This is a genomic window from Mahella sp., assembly GCF_020054945.1.
Lineage (GTDB): Bacteria > Bacillota > Clostridia > Mahellales > Mahellaceae > Mahella.
The window spans coordinates 55,004-74,830 of the sequence record NZ_JAIHAU010000003.1 but is presented as its reverse complement, the minus strand read 5'-3'; the positions used below and the strand labels follow the sequence as shown (position 1 = coordinate 74,830).

Sequence of the window (19,827 nt, the reverse complement as noted above, 5' to 3'; positions counted from 1 at the left end):
GTCATGTATCTTAAGAGAATAGAGATTTACGGTTTTAAGTCTTTTGCCGATAAGATAGATATAGATCTCCTTCCGGGTATAACAGCTATAGTAGGGCCCAATGGCAGCGGTAAGAGTAATATAGCCGATGCTATAAGATGGGTATTGGGTGAGCAGAGCCCCAAGGTTTTGCGAGGTAGCAGGATGGAGGATATCATATTCTCAGGGGCCGACAGCAGGAAACCTGTGGGCATGGCCGAAGTATCGCTGATTTTGGATAATAGCGATCGGGCATTGGATATGGATTATTCGGAGATAAAAGTTACACGGCGTATATTTAAATCCGGCGAATCAGAATATTATCTGAATAAGACACTTTGCCGTCTGAAAGATATACAGCAGTTATTTATGGATACGGGAGTGGGCAAAGAGGGTTATTCCATTATAGGCCAAGGGCGCATAGACCAACTGTTGAGCGATCGACCCCAAGAGCGCAGAGGCATATTTGAAGAAGCGGCAGGTATAGTTAGATATAAATCCCGTAAAATGGATGCCGAAAAAAAACTGGAGCAAACCATACAAAATTTACAGCGTGTAGAGGATATTTTATCTGAACTTGAGTTGCAATTAGGCCCTTTAGAGCAGGAAAGCCGGAAGGCTCGGCATTATATACAGCTATTGGACAAGCTAAAATATATAGATATAAATTTGTTCTTATACAACTATCATCGGCTAAAAGAGCAAATAACAAGGGTAGAACAGGAAAGTGCCGATATTAAAGAAACGCTGCGCCAAAACGAACTGAGCAAACAGGCTGATGAAACGGTATTAGCCCAACAGAAAGCGTTATTGGGGGCATATAAAGACAAAATAGAAGCGCTGCATGCCGATATCTTGAACAACAGAGAACAATCGGAACGCTTGAATGGCCTCATAAACAGCGCTCGACAGCGAATAGAATATCTGGACAATGATTTAAGCCGACTGCAGAAGGAGATCAGCGATAAGCAGGATCAGCGGCAGCATTATACTGAGCTTATGGAAGGAATAAAGGCCGAGCTTAAGAGCCTTGAGGATAAAAGGGCCGATGTTTTAAAGGAGTTGGACGAATACAAAGGGCAATTGGCAGAGGTAGACGCTGCTCTTAGCCGATATAAGGCCTTTGTTAAAAGTGGTGAAGATCAAATAATGGATATCATCGATCGGCAGTCCCAGCTTAAAAGCAAGCTCGGCGTCCTGGCATCTGAATTGCAGTCGGTAACAAAGCATATGCTTAGGTTGGATGATGAGCTGGAAAGCTTATATGCCGATGAAAACCATTTAGTGTCGGCCAAACTCAGAATAAAGAAGGATATGGACGATGTAAGGCGGAATCTGGAGCAACAGGAACTGTTATTAAAATCCAGAACAGCCGACATATCGGATATCGAGACTAAAATAAAGGAGATAGCCGAGCGCCGTACGGATATTGACAGGTCTATTCATTCGGATGCATCGCGGTTGAAGTTGCTCCAAGATATGGAGAACAATATGGAAGGATTTAATCGCAGCGTTAAGCTCATAATGGATCAGCGACTGCGGGATGCCAGGATGAACAAGGGCATTTACGGGCCGGTGGGGCGCTTGATACAAGTAGATACCGAATATGAGACCGCCTTTGAAGCTGCTCTGGGCGGCAGCATTCAACATCTTGTTACGCGCAACGACGACGATGCGCGGTATGCCATAGATTTTTTAAAGGCTCGCCAAGGCGGGAGAGCCACCTTTCTGCCTATAAGCGCTATAAAGCCCAGAAGGCTGAGCGAACGCGAGAGGGCTGCCTTGAAGTATGAGGGATGCATAGGCGTGGCTTGTGATATAGCTCGGTTTAATTCTGAATTTGCCGATGTTGTAGGCTATTTGCTGGGGCGTGTGCTTATATGCGATAATCTGGCACATGCTATAGATATAGCTCGCGCTTTCAAGTATACGTTTCAGATAGTGACGTTGGAAGGCGACGTGGTCGGCAACGGGGGTTACATATCCGGCGGCAGTTTGAAGCGCCGCGAGAGCGATATATTGAGCAGGGCGGGGCAGATACAGCGGTTGGAGCAAGCTATTGAGGAATCTAGACACAGCTATGCCGCGATGAGCAAGCAAATGGATGCACTCGGCGATGTGCTTAACGAACAGCGCAAACAGCGCAGCGATATAGAGGGTAAATTATCTCAGCTGCACATAGAATATGCACGCATGGAAGAAACTATAAAAAATCTCGAACAGCAGCAAGATGCTTTAAGCCATAAAAGGGAGGCTATGGAACAAGAACGCTTGAAGCTATCTGAAAACCAAACATCGCTTGAGCAGGAAATCGAGCAAAGCAAGGCCGAGATTGAAGAAGTGGAGCAACAGCGTCATTCCTTTGCTCAGGACGCGCAGGAAAATGATAAACGCATTCAAGATTTAACTCAGCAAAGGGAAGATATCATGCATCATCTCACTCAGATACAGGTAGATGCGGCCAAGCTTGAGAGCGAATGCGCTTCATTGCGGCACCGGCTGGACGAGGCTGGAGCGAATATCGAAAAGGCCAAATCCGATATCGAGAACAAACTGGAACAGATAGAATCCAATGCTGAAGAGAAAATAACTGTTCAAGAGGATTTGGATAAACAGTGCATGGAGTTGGAAAAACATCGTTCGCTGGATGATAAACTGCAGCAGGATATTAAACGTCTTGAAAGGGAACAAGAGGCTTTTTATAAGGAAATAGCAGACAAAGAGCAGGATCTGCACGATTTGAATGAGCTTATAGCTGATTTGAGCAACAAGCTGTATAGATGCGATGTCCAAAAGCAGCATTTAGAAGAGCAGTTACAATCTTTACAGGAGGAAATATGGGAATCGTATCAGCTTTCATATGCCAATGCGTTGAAGTATAGAGCCGATGATTTTGAATGGGCTCAGGCATCCAAAGAAAGAACTGCAATAAAGGAAGAAATAGCTTCTATTGGACCTGTAAACCCCGGGGCTATAGAAGAATACGATCGGATGTACCAGCGAGTAGAATTTTTAAAGCAACAGCATGACGATTTGTCTAAAGCAATTCAAACATTGCAAGACCTTATAGCTGATTTGGAGGCTGATATGCGCAGGCAGTTTGCCGCACAATTCTCTGTTATAAATAATAACTTTCAGCGCATATTTCGACGGTTGTTCGGCGGAGGCAGCGCATCCCTTGTATTGGAAGAAGGGGATGTGCTGGAGGCTGGTATAGATATAATAGCGCAGCCGCCGGGTAAAAAACTTCAGAATATAATGCTGCTGTCAGGTGGCGAGCGTACCTTGACAGCTATAGCCATATTGTTTGCATTGTTGGAGATACGTCCGTCGCCTTTTTGCGTTTTGGACGAAATAGAGGCGGCTTTGGATGAGGTAAACGCTCAGAGATTTGCGAATTTTATTCAGGATTACAGCCAAAACATCCAATTTATAATCATAACGCACCGCCGGCCTACTATGGAGGTAGCCGGTGCGTTATACGGCGTATCTATGGTGGAGCGTGGCGTTTCCAAACTGATATCCGTTCAGTTGGATGAAAAAACTGGCTAAATCAAAAAAAGCGGAGGTTTTAGTGAATGGGTATATTTGATAAGCTAAAAAGCGGCTTGGCTAAAACGAGGGATAATTTCAGCAGCAGAGTAAACGGCTTGATAAACTCATCCAGAATCATAGATGAGGAATTCTATGATCAATTGGAAGAGCTGCTTATATTGGCCGATGTAGGGGCTAAGGCTGCTGAATCGATAATAAATGATATAAAAAAGCAGGTCAGGCAGCAGAAATTAAAAGCTCCAGAGCAGGTAAGGACACTGTTGAAGGATGAATTGGAACGGGTGTTGAGCAAAAATGCGGCATCGAAGGACATGGATTTATATCCTCGGATCATATTGGTAGTGGGCGTGAACGGCGTGGGCAAGACCACTACTATAGGTAAACTGGCCTATAAATTTAAACAGGACAGCAAGAGGGTTCTGTTGGCGGCTGCCGATACGTTCAGGGCTGCGGCCACCGAACAGTTGGAGATATGGAGTGAGCGTGCCGGCGTGGATATAGTGAAACATGAGGAGGGCTCCGATCCTGCGGCTGTGGTATTCGACGCCATACAATCAGCTAAAGCCAAGAAAGCCGATATCATAATATGTGATACTGCCGGTCGCCTCCATAATAAGAAAAACCTTATGGAGGAATTAAAAAAGATAAACCGCGTGATAGAAAGGGAATATCCCGAGGCCTATAAAGAAGTACTGCTGGTACTGGATGCCACGACCGGTCAGAACGCTATATCTCAGGCGCGCGTATTCAAAGAAGCTGTGGATATAAACGGTATAGCGCTTACCAAATTGGATGGTACCGCTAAAGGCGGCGTGGTCATAGCCATAGCTGACGAACTCTCGGTTCCAGTAAAATATATCGGTGTCGGGGAAGGCATAGACGATCTGCAGGACTTTGAACCTCAAAATTTTGTATCTGCGCTGCTAGATATTGATTGACAAAACCGTGCGGATTATACTATAATAGTTGGTGACAAGCAAAAATACTTTACGGCAAGGTGGAATGCTTTGGATAGGATAGCCGAAGTAGGATTGTTGTTGGATCTGTACGGATCCTTATTGACCGATAAGGAACGTAATATGCTGGATTTGCACTATAATTATGACCTTTCGTTTGCTGAAATAGCCGACAGCGCCGTTTGGATGATATGCGCGCGCTGATAAAAACTTTGTCTGACGAAAGGGGATGAGCATACGGCCTTTGAAGGATTGACCGAGAAGCTTCAGTCAGCTTTTAAAAAGCTTACCGGCAAGGGTAAATTGTCTGAAAACGACGTAAAAGAGGCTATGCGCGATGTGCGTATGGCGTTGCTTGAAGCGGACGTCAACTACGCTGTCGTCAAAGAATTTGTAAACAAGGTAACAGAAAAAGCAATAGGACAGGGCGTGCTGGAGAGCTTAACGCCTGGTCAGCAGGTTATAAAGATAGTAAATGAGCAATTGATAGAGCTGATGGGCAGCAGCCAAAGCAAAATAAAATGGGCTTCCGCACCGCCAACGGTCATAATGATGGTGGGTCTCCAAGGCTCGGGGAAAACAACCACATCGGCCAAGTTGGCCGGATACTTGGCAAAGCAGGGTAAAAATCCGTTATTGGTTGCCTGTGATATATACCGACCTGCTGCTGTTAAACAATTACAGATAGTAGGCCAAAAGGTTAATATACCGGTATTTTCATTAGAGGCAGCAGATCCTGTGGCTATAAGCCGGCAGGGATTGGAATACGCCAAAAAGCATTCCAACGATGTCGTGATATTGGATACAGCCGGCAGGTTGCATATAGATGATGAAATGATGCTGGAACTGGAAAACATCAAAGCATCTGTACATCCCGATGAGATACTGCTTGTGGTGGATGCCATGACAGGGCAGGATGCTGTGAATGTAGCAAAAAATTTCAATGAACGGTTGGTTATAGACGGTGTGGTATTAACCAAGCTCGATGGGGACACAAGAGGCGGTGCGGCGTTGTCGGTTAAAGCGGTAACCGGTAAGCCGATAAAATTTGTCGGTATGGGTGAAAAACTCGATGATTTGGAACCGTTTCATCCGGACAGGATTGCATCGCGTATACTCGGTATGGGAGATGTGCTCACTCTCATAGAAAAAGCCCAGGCCGCCGTAGACGAAAAAAAAGCCATGGAGCTGGAAAATAAGCTGCGTAACCAGCAGTTTACACTGGAAGATTTCCTCGACCAACTTCATGAGATAAAAAAGATGGGGCCATTGAGTCAGATAATGGATATGTTACCCGGCATTAATTCTAAAAAGATGGGTAATGTACAGGTTGATGACAAGGAATTAGGTCGTATAGAAGCTATAATAAATTCCATGACTAAGCAGGAACGTCTTGAGCCGGCTATTATAAACGGCAGCCGGAGAAGGCGTATAGCAAAGGGAAGCGGTACCACCATACAAGAGGTTAACCGTTTATTAAAGCAATTTGAAGAAACCAAACGTTTGATGAGGCAATTTACCAGCATGGAAAAATCCGGTCGTCGAGGCATGCTGAAGCTGCCGTTTTAAAGCACTTGAAAGGAGGTGAAGTTTGTGGCTGTACGTATGAGGCTAAAACGCATGGGTGCCAAAAAAGCCCCTTTTTACAGAATAGTTGTAGCGGATTCCAGATCGCCCAGAGATGGCAGATTTATAGAAGAGATAGGTTATTATAATCCGATGGTCCAGCCGGCAGTGGTTCAGATTGATAATGAGAAGGCCTTGGAATGGATCAAAAAGGGAGCTAAACCGTCGGACACCGTCAGGGCTCTGTTGAAACAGAGCGGCACTATTTCATAAAGAAATAGGAGGGATAAACTATGGGTGAATTGGTTAGATTTATAGCTCAGGCACTGGTAAACCATCCGGATCAGGTTATGGTCACAGAGGAAGAGGATGAGGATTCCGTAATCATTGAATTAAGGGTTGCTCCTGATGATATGGGAAGAATTATCGGTAAGCAAGGACATATAGCCAAAGCCATAAGGACGGTGGTCAGATCAGCAGCCGGCAGACAAAAAAAGCGCGTGACGGTGAATATAGTTTAACGATATGCAAAAGTATCTTATAATCGGCCGAATACTTAAACCGCACGGCGTGGGCGGTGAAATGAAGATACAACCGCTTACCGACGATATAAGGCGTTTCGATGATTTGAAATGCGCTTATATAAAAGATAAGGATGACATGTTTCCATATCGCGTGGAACATGTAAGATATGGTAATAATGCCGTTTATATAAAGCTTGACGGTATAGATGATATGAATACTGCCCGGGAGCTGGTAAATGAGCATCTGTGGGTAGATAGGCAGCATGCGGCACCATTGCCCGAAGGTTCATATTATGTAGGCGATATAATAGGCTGCAAAGTATATACAGTAGATGGTTTGTATCTGGGTGAAGTCAAAGAGGTTTTACCTACAGGCAGCAACGATGTGTATGATGTGGTCGATGGTCAGAAGCAGGTACTTATACCCGCCATTAAGGATGTCATTAAAATCATAGATATCGAAGGAGAACGTATAGTTATAGAGCCGATGGAAGGTTTATTGGATTGAGAAAGATGATCATAGATATATTAACGCTATTCCCTCAAATGTTGATGCCGGCATTTACTCACAGCGTACTCGGTAGGGCTATAGCAAGCGGTATACTGACGGTGAATTTATATGATATAAGGGATTTTTCACTGGATAAACATGGTAAAGTAGATGATTATCCTTATGGCGGAGGGGCAGGTATGATACTGGCGCCGCAACCCGTATTCGATGCTTTTGATTATATAAAACAGCGTTATCCTGATGATAAATTGCATAAAATATATATGTCGCCGCAGGGGAGGCGCTTTGACCAAGATATGGCTTCTCGATTATCTGAGTATGAGCATTTAGTGATATTATGCGGACACTATGAAGGCATAGATCAGAGGATAACGGATGCGTTAATAGATGAGGAGATATCTATAGGGGATTACATTTTGACAGGCGGTGAGTTGCCAGCGATGGTAATAGTAGATGCTGTCAGCCGCTTAGTACCCGGCGTTCTCCATAAAGATGAATCTTATATGGATGAGAGTTTTACTTCGGGATTGCTGGAATATCCGCAGTATACGCGTCCATACAATTACAAGGGCATGATTGTTCCCGATGTTCTTTTATCGGGTGATCATGCTGCAGTAAAGGAGTGGCGCAATAAGATGGCATTAAAACGTACGGCTTGTCGCAGGCCGGATTTATTAAACGATAAGGACGAAAGGAGGACACAAAATGGATATATTAAGGACATTAGAGGCGGAACAAATGAGAACCGATATACCGGAATTTAAGGTAGGAGATACGGTAAAGGTTTTTGTCAAAGTTGTTGAAGGAAACCGCGAAAGATTGCAGGCCTTTGAGGGCGTGGTCATTAAAAGACAGCATGGCGGCATAAGGGAAAGCTTTACGGTGCGCCGTGTATCTTATGGCGTAGGCGTGGAAAGGACGTTTCCTTTACATTCTCCCAAAATAGACCATATAGAAGTATTAAGGCACGGCAAAGTAAGAAGAGCCAAGCTTTATTATCTGCGCGGTTTGACCGGAAAGGCTGCTAAGATCAAAGAAGAAGGGATCAACAGGTAAAGGACTGTCCAGACAGTCCTTTACCTGTTATAAGGGGAAGAACAAATATGGATAACGAGCGCAAGAGCAAGGGCAGCAATGAGGCTATTGAATGGATAGAGGCCATAGTTATAGCATTTGTGGCTGCATTTTTAATACGTTATTTTGTATTCGAACCGATAACGGTGGACGGCGATTCTATGCTTCCGACGCTGCATGACGGCGATATGCTTATAGTTGATAAGATAAGCTATAGGTTTAATGAGCCTCAGCGCGGCGATATCGTTATATTTAAGTACCCGGGAGATATGAAGGAGAATTTCGTAAAGCGCATAATTGCATTAGGCGGCGATGAGATAGAGGTTAAAAATGGCGATGTATACGTTAACGGCCAACGCTTGTTGGAAGATTATATAGCCGCCCAGCCGCGGGTTGGCTTTGAGGACAGCATAGTACCAGAAGGTACTATATTCGTGTTGGGCGATAACAGGAATGGCAGCAAGGATAGCAGGGACCCGCAGGTTGGATTTGTACCAGTAGACAACATAGTGGGCAAAGCGGTGCTGCGTATCTGGCCTGTAAGCCGTATAGGGACAATCGATACCACATACCGATTTGCCGACGGTGCAGCCAGTGCTTCTGAGGGGGAATAAAGCGTGAATAAGTCATGGTATCCGGGGCATATGGCCAGAGCACTGGAGGATATGAAGAAATTTATAAGGTTGGTTGATATAGTGATAGAGGTTGTGGATAGCCGGGCACCTGTCAGCAGCCGCGATGCGGTGCTGGATCAAATGATAGGGCACAAAGCCAGAATAGTAGTGCTTAATAAAGCCGATCTCGCCGATAAACGAGCGCTGGACACATGGCTTAAATACTTAAAAAGCAAAGATATAAGAGCTGTGGCTATAAATGCTAAATCAGGTGCAGATATAAGCAATCTCAAAGATATAATGAGGGACGTGGAAAGCCGGCATAAAGATAGAAAGCTAAAAAATGCAATGATAATGGGTATTCCCAATGTGGGGAAATCTACTATATTAAATGCATTGGCTAAGAGCCGACGGGCGCAGGTAGGTGCGCGTCCGGGTATAACGCGGCAGGTAGGATGGTTCAGGGTAGATGAATTTCAGATAATGGACACGCCCGGTATATTAAAACCTAATCTTAAAGATGAAATTGTAAAGTTGCATTTGGCTTGTATAGGAGCAATAGATGATGCCGCCGTCGATATAGAGGAGATAGCCGTCGGTCTTTTGGATATATTGCAGTCGAGATATGTTGATAGACTTGTTGAAAGATATGGCGTCTCAATAACTGATAAGCCACTGAATTCTTATGAGTTATTAAGTGCCATATGCATGAACAAGGGCTGGCTGAAGAGCGGTGGAGAAGCCGATACCCACCGCGGTGCCGCCGCCTTGATAGATGACTTTCGCAAAGGAGCCATAGGGCATATAACGTTGGAAATGCCGCCTGTGGAGGGTTAGCATCATGCAAAAGCTTTATATAGCAGGAGTGGATGAGGTAGGAAGAGGGCCGCTGGCAGGGCCGGTTATGGCTGCGGCGGTTATATTGCCTGCCGGATTGTACATAGAGGGGCTGAGGGATTCAAAAAAACTCACGCCAAAACAACGCCAATATCTGCACGATATTATATTGGATAAGGCATTGGCGGTAGCGATAGCATCAGTCGATCATGAGCGCATAGATGAAATAAACATACGTATGGCAGCTTTAGAAGTCATGAAACAAGCGGTGTTGTCGCTGAACATACAACCTGATAGGGTTATGGTGGACGGTAGGGATACGCTGGATATAACGATACCTCAGCAAGCCGTAATAGGTGGCGATGACCTTATAGCCTGTATATCGGCCGCATCTGTGGTAGCCAAAGTAACGAGGGATCGGCTTATGGTTCAATACCATGACAAATATCCCCAATATGATTTTGTACATAATAAAGGCTATGGCACTCAAAAACACATAGAAGCTATAAAGAAATACGGCATATGCCCTATACATAGAATAACTTTTACAAAAAAGTTCATATCAGAGGTGCAGATGTGAGCAGCGGGCGCAGTCTCGGCAATACGGGCGAGAACATGGCCGCTGCATATCTGCTGGAACATGGCTATAAGATATCGGAACGCAATTACCGTTGCCCTATAGGAGAAATGGATATAGTGGCCTTTGACGGCGACGAATTGGTGTTTGTCGAGGTCAAAACGCGCACATCGTTGCGTTACGGTTATCCTTATCAGGCAGTGGACTATAGAAAGCAGCAACGCTATTATAGGATATCGGCTTTTTATAGGGCAAGCCATCCCCAATATGCCGATCTTAATTGCAGGTTCGACATCATCGAAGTCTATTTGCCTAATAACAACACGCAAAACATAAATCACATAAAAAATGCCTTTGGAGTGGAAGACAACAGGTATTATTAGATCGTAAGAGCAGGAGGCAGAGGAATTGTTTTCTAAAGTGAAGAGCTGTGCATTGATGGGAATAGACGGTTATGCCGTAGACATTGAAACCGATGTATCCAACGGGTTACCCGTATTCGATATAGTCGGCCTACCGGATACGGCTGTCAAAGAATCCAAAGAGAGGGTGCGCACAGCTATAAAAAACAGCGGCATGGAGTTCCCGTTAAAACGCATAACCATAAACATGGCACCGGCTGATACGCGCAAAGAGGGTGTCTCATACGATCTGCCGATAGCTATCGGCATACTGGCTGCCACAGGCACTATAGTGCCGGAACTTTTGGAGAATACGGTGTTTCTTGGCGAGATGTCGTTAGAGGGGGCCTTAAAACCTATAAAGGGTATATTGCCGATGATAATAGCTTCTAGGCAATTGGGTTTTGCATCGGCAGTAGTGCCATACGAAAATGTCCAGGAGGCTGCTGTGGTAGACGGCATCGATATTTACGGTATATCCTCCCTTGCCGATGTCGTAGCTTTCTTGAACGGCGAGATGCCTATAACGCCCTTTCGCTGCGATGTGGAGGATATTTTCATGCGCCAGCGTATAAATTATGATGTTGACTTTGCCGATGTAAAAGGTCAGCACAAAGCCAAACGTGCGTTGGAAATCGCGGCGGCCGGCAGCCATAATGTCCTGCTTATAGGCCCGCCTGGCGCGGGTAAAACCATGCTTGCCAGACGTTTGCCCACCATATTGCCTGACCTTACATTCGACGAAGCTATGGAAATTACCAAACTGCACAGTATAGCCGGCCTTATAGATGCCAAAAGCGGGCTGGTCACAAATAGGCCGTTCCGATCCCCGCACCATACGGTATCAAATGCGGCCCTTATCGGGGGCGGTAGGATTCCAAAGCCAGGAGAGGTATCACTTGCCCACTACGGTGTGCTATTTCTGGACGAACTGCCGGAATTCCGTAGGGATGCGCTGGAGGCTCTACGCCAGCCGTTGGAAGATGAGAGGGTCACAGTATCGCGCATAAGTGCTACCATAAGCTATCCGGCTAAATTTTTATTGATTGCCTCTATGAATCCATGCCCTTGCGGGTTTTATCCGGATATATCTAAATGCACGTGTACACCGCTTCAAATAAAGAATTATCTGGGCAAAGTGTCCGGTCCACTTCTTGATCGCATAGACCTGCATGTGGAGTTGCAGCCGGTCAGTTATGACGATCTCGATGATTCCACGTCAATAGAAGGTTCGGCTGATATAAAAAAGAGGGTGGAAGCAGCCAGAGCTAGACAACTGGAACGTTATAAAGGCAGCGGCATATACTTCAACTCGCAATTGTCCGGAGCACATATCAGTCGCTATTGTCATCTCGGCATCAAAGAAAGAAAGCTTATGAATCAAGCCTTTGAGAGATTAAGCCTGAGCGCCAGGGCATATAATCGCATATTGAAGGTGGCCAGAACTATAGCCGATCTGGACGGTTCGGAGAATATAACCGAAACGCATATAGCCGAAGCCGTACAATATAGAAATCTCGACAGGCAGTTTTGGGGATAAGGACCGAAGCGGTTTGAGACGGCGTTTGTCGGCCAATTGCAAAATAGAGTACCGCAGTGATAAATAATTGCCAAATTGTTTATAGCTTATAACGATTGTATTTGTAATATGCATATAGTAATCTATACGCGTGAATTTATATTTTGGAGGTTTTACCATGGCTAAAAAAGCATTGATTGTACAAGGTGGGTGGGAAGGACATCAACCGACTCAGGTCGCCGATGTGTTTCGAGAGATACTGGTAGGCGAGAATTTTGAGGTGGAAGTTTCTGATACATTGGACTCATTCCTGGACAAGGAAAAATTGATGGATTTGTCTTTAATAATACCTATATGGACTATGGGGAGTATTACACAAGAACAGGTCAAGCCGGTAATAGAAGCTGTAGGAAATGGGGTTGGTCTTGCCGGCTGCCATGGTGGCATGTGCGATGCATTCAGGGAATGCGTTGAGTGGCAATTTATGACGGGCGGCAGCTGGGTAGCACATCCCGGAAATGACGGCGTGGAATATACCGTTAATATTAAAAGAGGCTCCAGCATTATAGTTGAAGGAATAGACGACTTTATAGTAAAGTCCGAACAATATTATCTGCATGTAGATCCGGCCGTCGAAGTGCTTGCAACCACTCGCTTTCCGGTAGTAGACGGTTACCATGCGGCCAACGGTCAGGTCGACGCTCCGGTGGTATGGACCAAACGCTGGGGAGCTGGCAGGGTATTTTATTGTTCTTTAGGCCATCACGCCGATATATTTGAAATGAGAGAGCCCCGTGAAATAATGAGGCGAGGTTTCTTATGGGCGGCTGAAGGCAGAGAGGTCTTAAGATAGAAAGGGTTAAACTGATGGACAAGGTTAAAGTAGGCGTTATTGGCTGCGGAAATATTTCTGATATTTACATAAAGAATTTAGCCACTGTATTTGATGTTACCGAGGTAGCAGCTTGTGCAGATATGATACCTGAGCGTTCCTGTACGAAAGCTCAAAAATTTGGTATCCCTAAATACTGTACAGTTGAAGAACTACTGGCCGATCCTGATATACAAATTATCCTTAATCTTACCAACCCCGGTTCTCATGCTGAAGTAGCAATCAAGGCTTTGGAGGCCGGAAAGCATGTTTACAGCGAGAAGCCACTGGCTATCTCACGCGAGGATGGTAAAAGGATTATTGATATGGCCAAAAACAAGGGATTGCTTGTGGGCAATGCGCCCGATACCTTCCTTGGAGGCGGTATACAGACCTGTATCAAGCTCATCGATGATGGCTGGATAGGCAAACCGGTGGCTGCAACCGCTTTTATGCTCTGTCATGGGCATGAAAGCTGGCATCCTGATCCAGAGTTTTATTATCAGGTCGGGGGAGGGCCTATGTTCGATATGGGTCCTTATTACCTTACCGCCCTTATAGCTATGTTGGGCCCTGTGCGCAGGGTAACCGGCTCAGCTCGGATAACTTTCGATGAAAGGGTTATCACCAGTCAACCCAAATACGGTAAAAAAATAAATGTTGAAGTGCCGACCCATGTAACAGGCATACTGGATTTTGATTGCGGAGCAATAGCTACTATTGTGACAAGCTTTGATGTGTGGGCATCGCAAACGCCAAGAATGGAGATATACGGTAGTGAGGGCACGCTTATAGCGCCTGATCCTAATACATTTGGAGGCCCTATACTGCTAAAAAGAAAGGATACGGATGGGTGGAAAGAAATACCGCTTATTTATGGCTTTTCCGATAACAGCCGCGGCATCGGGGTGGCTGATATGGCTTATGCCATATTAAAGGGCAGAGCGCATAGGGCTAACGGCGAGATGGCATTTCATGTATTGGATATCATGCAGGGTATCCACGATGCTTCGGAAAATGGGGCTCATTATTATCCCATAAGCGGATGTCAGCGCCCTGAACCGCTTGTATCAGATCTGTAAAAGGCTAACTGAGCATGGCGAATAAAAATCAAGGAGGAATTTATTATGCGTTTAGGTGGTCCTGTATTTGATGATTATTGTGACCCTGAAACTTGGATACAAGCGCTAAAACGTCGCGGGTATAGAGCTGCTATTTGGCCTCTTGCTGCCGATGCCGGAGGACAGGAGTTGGAGGCTTATATAGGAGCTGCGGCTCACGCCGATATAGTTATAGCCGAAGTAGGGGCATGGAGCAATCCGTTAAGCCGAGATGAGACGGAACGTCGTGATGCTATAGCTTTATGCCAGCGGCAACTGGATTTAGCCGATAGGGTCGGAGCGCGTTGCTGTGTAAATATTGCTGGCTCACGTGGCGAGCAATGGGATGGCCCACATTCCGATAATTTGACGCAAGAAACGTTCGACATGATAGTGGATACAGTCAGAGAGATAATAGATGCCGTAAAACCATCGCATACTTTTTATACGCTGGAGCCCATGCCATGGATATATCCGGATTCGGCTGAAAGTTATCTAGAACTGTTGCGTGCTATAGATCGACCTCGATTTGCTGTGCATTTTGACCCTGTGAACCTTATAAACAGTCCGGCTCGCTATTATAATAATGCCGCATTTATATGCGATTTTATAGATAAATTGGGACCATATATAAAAAGTTGCCATGCCAAGGATACATTGCTTTCGGGCAAGCTTACGGTACATCTGGACGAGGTGCGTGCTGGATCAGGATATCTGAATTATTCTGTTCTTTTGCAGCATCTCGATGCGTTGGACAGCGATATGCCGCTTATCATAGAACATTTATCGTCCGACGACGAATGCGTGCAAGCTGCCGATTATATTCGCATGGTGGCTAAGAATGTCGGCGTAAGGCTATAAAGGGCAGTTATAAGTTACACTTTCCCATTATCGTGGGTTTTCAATTTGTTATTGCAATTATATCAATGATAATGTAAAATAAATTTGTTAAGAGGGAGTAGTTGCCCTTAACAGGGCCGGTGGAATCAACATACTGGCTTACGCCTGGTTCCATCGTTCGGTGTGCCGAGAATGAGACTTTTAGCAGGATGAATAATTCTGCTAAAAGTCTTTTTGCTTGTATAAACTTGAAAGGATGATACATATGGATTGGAAGTTGTTTCTTATAGCCTTTGGCATGTTGTTTTTGGCCGAAATGGGTGACAAAACACAATTAGCTGTATTTACGCTGGTGACACAGCATAAGCAGCCTCTGCCTATATTTCTCGGTGCCTCTGCGGCACTGGTGGTGGTGACGCTTATAGGAGCGCTGCTTGGAGATGTTGTGGCAAAATATGTGCCTCAGGCCGTTTTGCAGCTTATTGCCGGCGGCTTATTTGTAGCTATAGGTATATTCGTATTATGGGGAGCGGTTCCGGAATTCATAAGGACATATCTGCATTGAAGGTGGCCGCTCGGTGACGGTGATTTTTGCTATTGACAAATGGTCGGTCATATGCTAAACTTATATACTGTCACCGATGTGCGGGTGTAGCTCAATGGTAGAGTTCCAGCCTTCCAAGCTGGCCGCGTGGGTTCGATTCCCATCACCCGCTCCATTATAACTAGCGCTTGTAGCTCAGCAGGATAGAGCAACGGATTTCTAATCCGTGGGTCGGGGGTTCGAATCCCTCCAGGCGCACCATAATGTGGTGGATGTAGTTCAGCTGGTTAGAGCGCCAGGTTGTGGCCCTGGAGGTCGTGGGTTCAAGTCCCACCATTCACCCCATTTTTATTTTTGCGACCCATTAGCTCAGGTGGCAGAGCACTTGACTTTTAATCAAGGTGTCCGGGGTTCGAGTCCCCGATGGGTCACCATTTTGGGAAATTTTTATCATAAATGTTGCATACTTTATATATGTTTGCTATAATAATAAACGTCGGCCACATTGAGCTATTTGATAGATCAAGGCGACGTTAACGTTGGGATGTAGCCAAGCGGTAAGGCACAGGACTTTGACTCCTGCATTCGTAGGTTCGAATCCTGCCATCCCAGCCAAATTTGACTCATTAGCTCAGGTGGCAGAGCACTTGACTTTTAATCAAGGTGTCCGGGGTTCGAATCCCCGATGAGTCACCAATATGCGCGGGCGTGGCGGAATTGGCAGACGCGCCAGACTTAGGATCTGGTACCGCGAGGTATGGGAGTTCGAGTCTCTTCGCCCGCACCATGTGCGATGATAATAAAGTATGCGGGAGTGGCTCAGTGGTAGAGCGTTGCCTTGCCAAGGCAAATGTCGCGGGTTCGAATCCCGTCTTCCGCTCCATTACAATGGGCTATTAGCTCAGCTGGCAGAGCACCTGACTCTTAATCAGGGTGTCCAGGGTTCGAGTCCCTGATGGCCCACCATGAAGATCGCTGCTTAAGAGTGGCGGTCTTTTTATATAAAAAGCAAAATAAGCCTTGAAATTTTAGTGTTTTAGTGGCATAATAAGAAAAACGGATATTTTGCTATTTTTTAATATAAGGAGGAACGTATGGGTTCTCAATTAGAACGAGTGGAGAATAACATCGCCAAACTCAAGATAGAAGTTGACGCCGATACTTTTGAAGAAGCGATGAAGAAGGCTTATAGAAAGAATATCATGAAATTCAGAGTACCTGGATTTCGCGTTGGCAAGGTACCTCAACATATAGTGGAGCAATATTATGGGGAATCGGTATTTTATGAAGATGCTATAGATGATGTCTTTCCGGACGCATACAGCAAGGCTATCGAAGAGAATAACCTTACTCCTGTGGATCTGCCTCAAATAGATATAGTGCAGATAGGCAAAGGGAAGGATCTCGTATTGAGTGCTGACGTTACTGTAAAGCCGGAAGTGACGTTGGGAGAATATAAAGGAATACAGGTCGAAAGGCCAGTATATAATGTTACAGATGAGGATGTAGAAAAAGAGCTGGAAAACTTGCGCCAGAGGAATGCGCGTTTGATAGCCGTGGAAGATAGGGCATCGCAAGAAGGCGACACTGTAACGGTAGATTATACCGGTTATCTTGACGGTCAAGAATTTGAAGGCGGCAAAGCTGAGGATCAAGATATAGAGATTGGGCAGGGGCGTTTTATACCCGGATTTGAGGAGCAGCTCATCGGCATGCATGTGGGTGAGCATAAGGAGTTCAACATAGTATTTCCGGAAGATTATGGAAATACTGATTTGGCGGGCAAAGAAGTAACGTTTTCGGTTACCATGAAGGAAATAAAGTACAAGGAGCTGCCGGAACTGGATGATGAATTCGCCAAAGATGTCAGCGAATTCGATACGCTGGAGGAATTAAGACAAAGCATAAGGGAACGCTTGGAAACTGAAGCTGCCCAACAAACGCAGTCGGCCCTTGAGAACGCTATAATAGAGAAGGTTACTAAAAATGCCAGCGTTGATATACCGGATGTGATGGTGGAGAGGGAGCTCGATGATGTGCTGCAGGAAGTGGATTATACCTTACGGAGCAGCGGTTTGGATCTGGATATTTATCTTCAGATTACCAATACATCAAAAGAAGCACTGAGGGAACAATATAAAGACGTTGCTTATGATCGTCTTAAATCCAGAATGGTGCTGGAAAAGATAGGCCAAGTAGAGAATATAGAGGTTTCTTCTGAAGAAGTAGATGAAGAAATAAAGAAACGCGCGGAGCAAATGAATGCGGATGTGGAACAATATAGACAACAAATAAATCCGGCGTTTATAGAAGAAACGCTGCGTATGAATAAGATCGTCTCCTTTTTAATAGAGAATGCCATTGTAGAGGATGTTGAGGAAGATGGTCAGCCGGATACTTCAGAAGGCGAAGCCTAATCTGAAAAGCAAAGTATAATGACGGAGGTAATTTTATGAATCTGGTACCTATAGTTGTAGAGCAAAGCAGCCGCGGCGAGCGGTCATACGATATATATTCGCGGTTATTAAAGGAAAGGATAGTCTTTTTAGATGGCGAAGTGGATGATGCCACAGCCAGCCTGGTGGTAGCTCAAATGCTATTTTTAGAGTCAGAGGATCCTGATAAGGATATTCATCTGTATATAAACAGTCCTGGCGGTTCGGTGACGGCGGGTTTCGCTATATACGATACTATGCAGTATATAAAGCCGGACGTTTCTACAATATGCATAGGTATGGCAGCTTCGATGGGCGCGTTTTTGCTGGCTGCCGGCGCTAAGGGTAAAAGATATGCTTTACCCAATAGCGAGATATTGATCCATCAACCAATGGGAGAGATTTCTTTATGTCAGCCCAAGAGGCAAAAGAATATGGTATAGTAGATGAGGTTATTATATCTAGGAAATAACGTTTGCCAGTAGGAGAGGTGATACAATGGCAAGATATGATGATAAAAAGCAGGTAAAGTGCTCATTTTGCGGCAAAACGCAAGATCAGGTAAGGCGTTTGGTGGCTGGCCCTGGTGTTTATATATGCGATGAATGCATAGAACTGTGCCAGGAAATCATTGAAGAGGAATTCGACGATACGTCCGAAATCGAGATAAAGGACCTGCCGAAACCAGCAGAAATAAAGACGATACTCGATCAATACGTGGTAGGACAAGAGGATGCTAAGAAGACCTTGTCAGTAGCGGTGTATAACCACTACAAGCGTATAAACAGCGATGTAAAGTCGGATGGCGTAGAGCTTCAAAAGAGCAATATAATAATGTTGGGGCCTACCGGATCAGGGAAAACGCTTCTGGCCCAGACGTTGGCGCGCATATTGAATGTGCCGTTTGCGATGGCGGATGCAACATCGCTTACCGAAGCCGGATATGTAGGCGAAGATGTAGAGAATATACTCTTAAAGCTTATCCAGGCAGCCGATTATGATGTGGAAAAGGCCGAGAGAGGTATAGTCTATATAGATGAGATCGATAAGATAGCAAGGAAATCAGAGAATCCGTCGATCACAAGGGATGTGTCAGGTGAGGGCGTACAGCAGGCATTGCTTAAAATATTAGAAGGTACTGTAGCCAATGTGCCCCCGCAGGGTGGCAGAAAGCATCCTCATCAGGAATTTATACAGATAGACACGACCAATATACTATTTATATGCGGCGGAGCTTTTGATGGGATAGATAAAATAATACAGAACCGACTGGGCGAGAAGGCCATGGGCTTTGGGGCCGAGATTAAAACCAAGAAAGAGCAGGATGTAGGGGAGTTATTGAAGCATATAATGCCTCAGGATCTGCTTAAATTTGGATTAATACCGGAAATGGTAGGTCGATTGCCTATTATTGTAACACTCCATGCCCTTGATAAAAAAGCCCTCATGACCATTTTGACAGAGCCGAAGAACGCCCTTATAAAGCAATATCAGAAGTTGTTTGAAATGGATGGTGTGACGCTTGAGTTCGAAGAAGCGGCAATAGCCGCCGTAGCGGATAAAGCGCTGGAAAGAAATACTGGTGCCCGCGGTTTAAGGGCTATATTGGAGGATATCATGCTCAATATAATGTATGATATCCCATCCAGAGAGGACATAGAGAAGTGCGTTATAACAGAGGATACCATAGTTAATCATACTGAGCCGATGATAATAATATCGGAAATACAGAAGTCGAAGCGTCCTGTGAAAAAAGGGCGAGAGAAAAAAGAAACAGCTTCGTAATAATCGCAGAATTTTCTGGGCGTTCTTTTATAGAACGCCCTTTAATATTCAAGGATAAAATGCAACCTCATACACATACTACTTTATGAAATCTAATGCA

20 protein-coding genes, 9 tRNA genes and 1 pseudogene are annotated in these 19,827 nt (G+C 45.1%); all 30 read left to right on the top strand.

What is annotated here, in order from left to right:
* Positions 1–3: 3 nt before the first annotated feature.
* Positions 4–3,570: a chromosome segregation protein SMC gene (smc, locus tag JG770_RS01260; RefSeq protein WP_291954131.1), complete on the top strand. Its 3,567-nt coding sequence runs from the start codon at positions 4–6 to the stop codon at positions 3,568–3,570.
* A gap of 26 nt (positions 3,571–3,596) precedes the next feature.
* Positions 3,597–4,511 (top strand): signal recognition particle-docking protein FtsY, encoded by a 915-nt coding sequence (ftsY, locus tag JG770_RS01255; protein WP_291954130.1) that lies wholly within the window; start codon positions 3,597–3,599, stop codon positions 4,509–4,511.
* A gap of 69 nt (positions 4,512–4,580) precedes the next feature.
* A pseudogene (locus tag JG770_RS01250) lies at positions 4,581–4,703 on the top strand (hypothetical protein); the annotation flags it as partial.
* A 78-nt stretch (positions 4,704–4,781) separates the two neighbouring features.
* Positions 4,782–6,098, top strand: a complete 1,317-nt coding sequence (gene ffh, locus JG770_RS01245) for a signal recognition particle protein (RefSeq protein ID WP_291954126.1) — start codon at positions 4,782–4,784, stop codon at positions 6,096–6,098.
* A gap of 24 nt (positions 6,099–6,122) precedes the next feature.
* Positions 6,123–6,368 (top strand): 30S ribosomal protein S16, encoded by a 246-nt coding sequence (gene rpsP / locus JG770_RS01240; RefSeq protein WP_013780685.1) that lies wholly within the window; start codon positions 6,123–6,125, stop codon positions 6,366–6,368.
* A gap of 20 nt (positions 6,369–6,388) precedes the next feature.
* Positions 6,389–6,616 (top strand): KH domain-containing protein, encoded by a 228-nt coding sequence (locus JG770_RS01235; protein WP_291954122.1) that lies wholly within the window; start codon positions 6,389–6,391, stop codon positions 6,614–6,616.
* 4 nt (positions 6,617–6,620) lie between these two features.
* Positions 6,621–7,127, top strand: coding sequence for a ribosome maturation factor RimM (rimM, locus tag JG770_RS01230; protein ID WP_291954119.1), 507 nt, complete (start codon positions 6,621–6,623; stop codon positions 7,125–7,127).
* Between the two features lie 5 nt (positions 7,128–7,132).
* Positions 7,133–7,894 (top strand): tRNA (guanosine(37)-N1)-methyltransferase TrmD, encoded by a 762-nt coding sequence (gene trmD / locus JG770_RS01225; protein ID WP_291954189.1) that lies wholly within the window; start codon positions 7,133–7,135, stop codon positions 7,892–7,894.
* The gene (gene rplS, locus JG770_RS01220) at positions 7,836–8,186 is read left to right on the top strand and encodes a 50S ribosomal protein L19 (RefSeq protein ID WP_291954117.1); all 351 of its coding nucleotides are present in this window, start codon (positions 7,836–7,838) and stop codon (positions 8,184–8,186) included. Before trmD ends, rplS begins: the two co-directional genes overlap by 59 nt.
* Before the next feature lie 47 nt (positions 8,187–8,233).
* Positions 8,234–8,818 carry a signal peptidase I gene (gene lepB, locus JG770_RS01215; RefSeq protein ID WP_291954114.1) on the top strand — a complete coding sequence of 195 codons (585 nt, stop codon included), beginning with the start codon at positions 8,234–8,236 and terminating at the stop codon, positions 8,816–8,818.
* 3 nt (positions 8,819–8,821) lie between these two features.
* Positions 8,822–9,655: a ribosome biogenesis GTPase YlqF gene (gene ylqF, locus JG770_RS01210; protein WP_291954112.1), complete on the top strand. Its 834-nt coding sequence runs from the start codon at positions 8,822–8,824 to the stop codon at positions 9,653–9,655.
* Positions 9,656–9,659: 4 nt separating this feature from the next.
* Positions 9,660–10,235 carry a ribonuclease HII gene (locus JG770_RS01205; RefSeq protein WP_291954109.1) on the top strand — a complete coding sequence of 192 codons (576 nt, stop codon included), beginning with the start codon at positions 9,660–9,662 and terminating at the stop codon, positions 10,233–10,235.
* Complete coding sequence (locus tag JG770_RS01200) at positions 10,232–10,615, top strand: YraN family protein (RefSeq protein WP_291954107.1); 384 nt, start codon at positions 10,232–10,234, stop codon at positions 10,613–10,615. Before JG770_RS01205 ends, JG770_RS01200 begins: the two co-directional genes overlap by 4 nt.
* Before the next feature lie 25 nt (positions 10,616–10,640).
* Entirely contained in the window at positions 10,641–12,173 is a 1,533-nt protein-coding gene (locus tag JG770_RS01195; protein ID WP_291954105.1) for a YifB family Mg chelatase-like AAA ATPase, read from the top strand.
* A 157-nt stretch (positions 12,174–12,330) separates the two neighbouring features.
* On the top strand, positions 12,331–13,005 hold the full coding sequence (locus tag JG770_RS01190; RefSeq protein WP_291954103.1) for a ThuA domain-containing protein: 675 nt from the start codon (positions 12,331–12,333) through the stop codon (positions 13,003–13,005).
* A gap of 14 nt (positions 13,006–13,019) precedes the next feature.
* Complete coding sequence (locus tag JG770_RS01185) at positions 13,020–14,105, top strand: Gfo/Idh/MocA family oxidoreductase (protein WP_291954099.1); 1,086 nt, start codon at positions 13,020–13,022, stop codon at positions 14,103–14,105.
* Between the two features lie 45 nt (positions 14,106–14,150).
* Complete coding sequence (locus JG770_RS01180; protein ID WP_291954097.1) at positions 14,151–14,984, top strand: TIM barrel protein; 834 nt, start codon at positions 14,151–14,153, stop codon at positions 14,982–14,984.
* Positions 14,985–15,228: 244 nt separating this feature from the next.
* The gene (locus tag JG770_RS01175) at positions 15,229–15,528 is read left to right on the top strand and encodes a TMEM165/GDT1 family protein (protein WP_291954095.1); all 300 of its coding nucleotides are present in this window, start codon (positions 15,229–15,231) and stop codon (positions 15,526–15,528) included.
* Positions 15,529–15,608: 80 nt separating this feature from the next.
* Positions 15,609–15,682: transfer RNA gene (locus JG770_RS01170), tRNA-Gly, on the top strand.
* Between the two features lie 9 nt (positions 15,683–15,691).
* Positions 15,692–15,768: transfer RNA gene (locus JG770_RS01165), tRNA-Arg, on the top strand.
* A gap of 7 nt (positions 15,769–15,775) precedes the next feature.
* Positions 15,776–15,852: transfer RNA gene (locus JG770_RS01160), tRNA-His, on the top strand.
* 13 nt (positions 15,853–15,865) lie between these two features.
* Positions 15,866–15,941, top strand: a tRNA-Lys gene (locus JG770_RS01155).
* Between the two features lie 106 nt (positions 15,942–16,047).
* Positions 16,048–16,122 (top strand) — tRNA-Gln (locus tag JG770_RS01150).
* A gap of 5 nt (positions 16,123–16,127) precedes the next feature.
* A tRNA-Lys gene (locus tag JG770_RS01145) sits at positions 16,128–16,203 on the top strand.
* 6 nt (positions 16,204–16,209) lie between these two features.
* Positions 16,210–16,294, top strand: a tRNA-Leu gene (locus tag JG770_RS01140).
* Between the two features lie 21 nt (positions 16,295–16,315).
* Positions 16,316–16,390, top strand: a tRNA-Gly gene (locus tag JG770_RS01135).
* A 7-nt stretch (positions 16,391–16,397) separates the two neighbouring features.
* Positions 16,398–16,473, top strand: a tRNA-Lys gene (locus JG770_RS01130).
* A 128-nt stretch (positions 16,474–16,601) separates the two neighbouring features.
* Complete coding sequence (gene tig, locus JG770_RS01125) at positions 16,602–17,924, top strand: trigger factor (RefSeq protein ID WP_291954092.1); 1,323 nt, start codon at positions 16,602–16,604, stop codon at positions 17,922–17,924.
* Positions 17,925–17,959: 35 nt separating this feature from the next.
* Complete coding sequence (locus tag JG770_RS01120) at positions 17,960–18,385, top strand: ATP-dependent Clp protease proteolytic subunit (RefSeq protein ID WP_291954090.1); 426 nt, start codon at positions 17,960–17,962, stop codon at positions 18,383–18,385.
* 55 nt (positions 18,386–18,440) lie between these two features.
* The gene (gene clpX / locus JG770_RS01115; protein ID WP_291954089.1) at positions 18,441–19,727 is read left to right on the top strand and encodes an ATP-dependent Clp protease ATP-binding subunit ClpX; all 1,287 of its coding nucleotides are present in this window, start codon (positions 18,441–18,443) and stop codon (positions 19,725–19,727) included.
* Positions 19,728–19,827 lie beyond the last annotated feature (100 nt).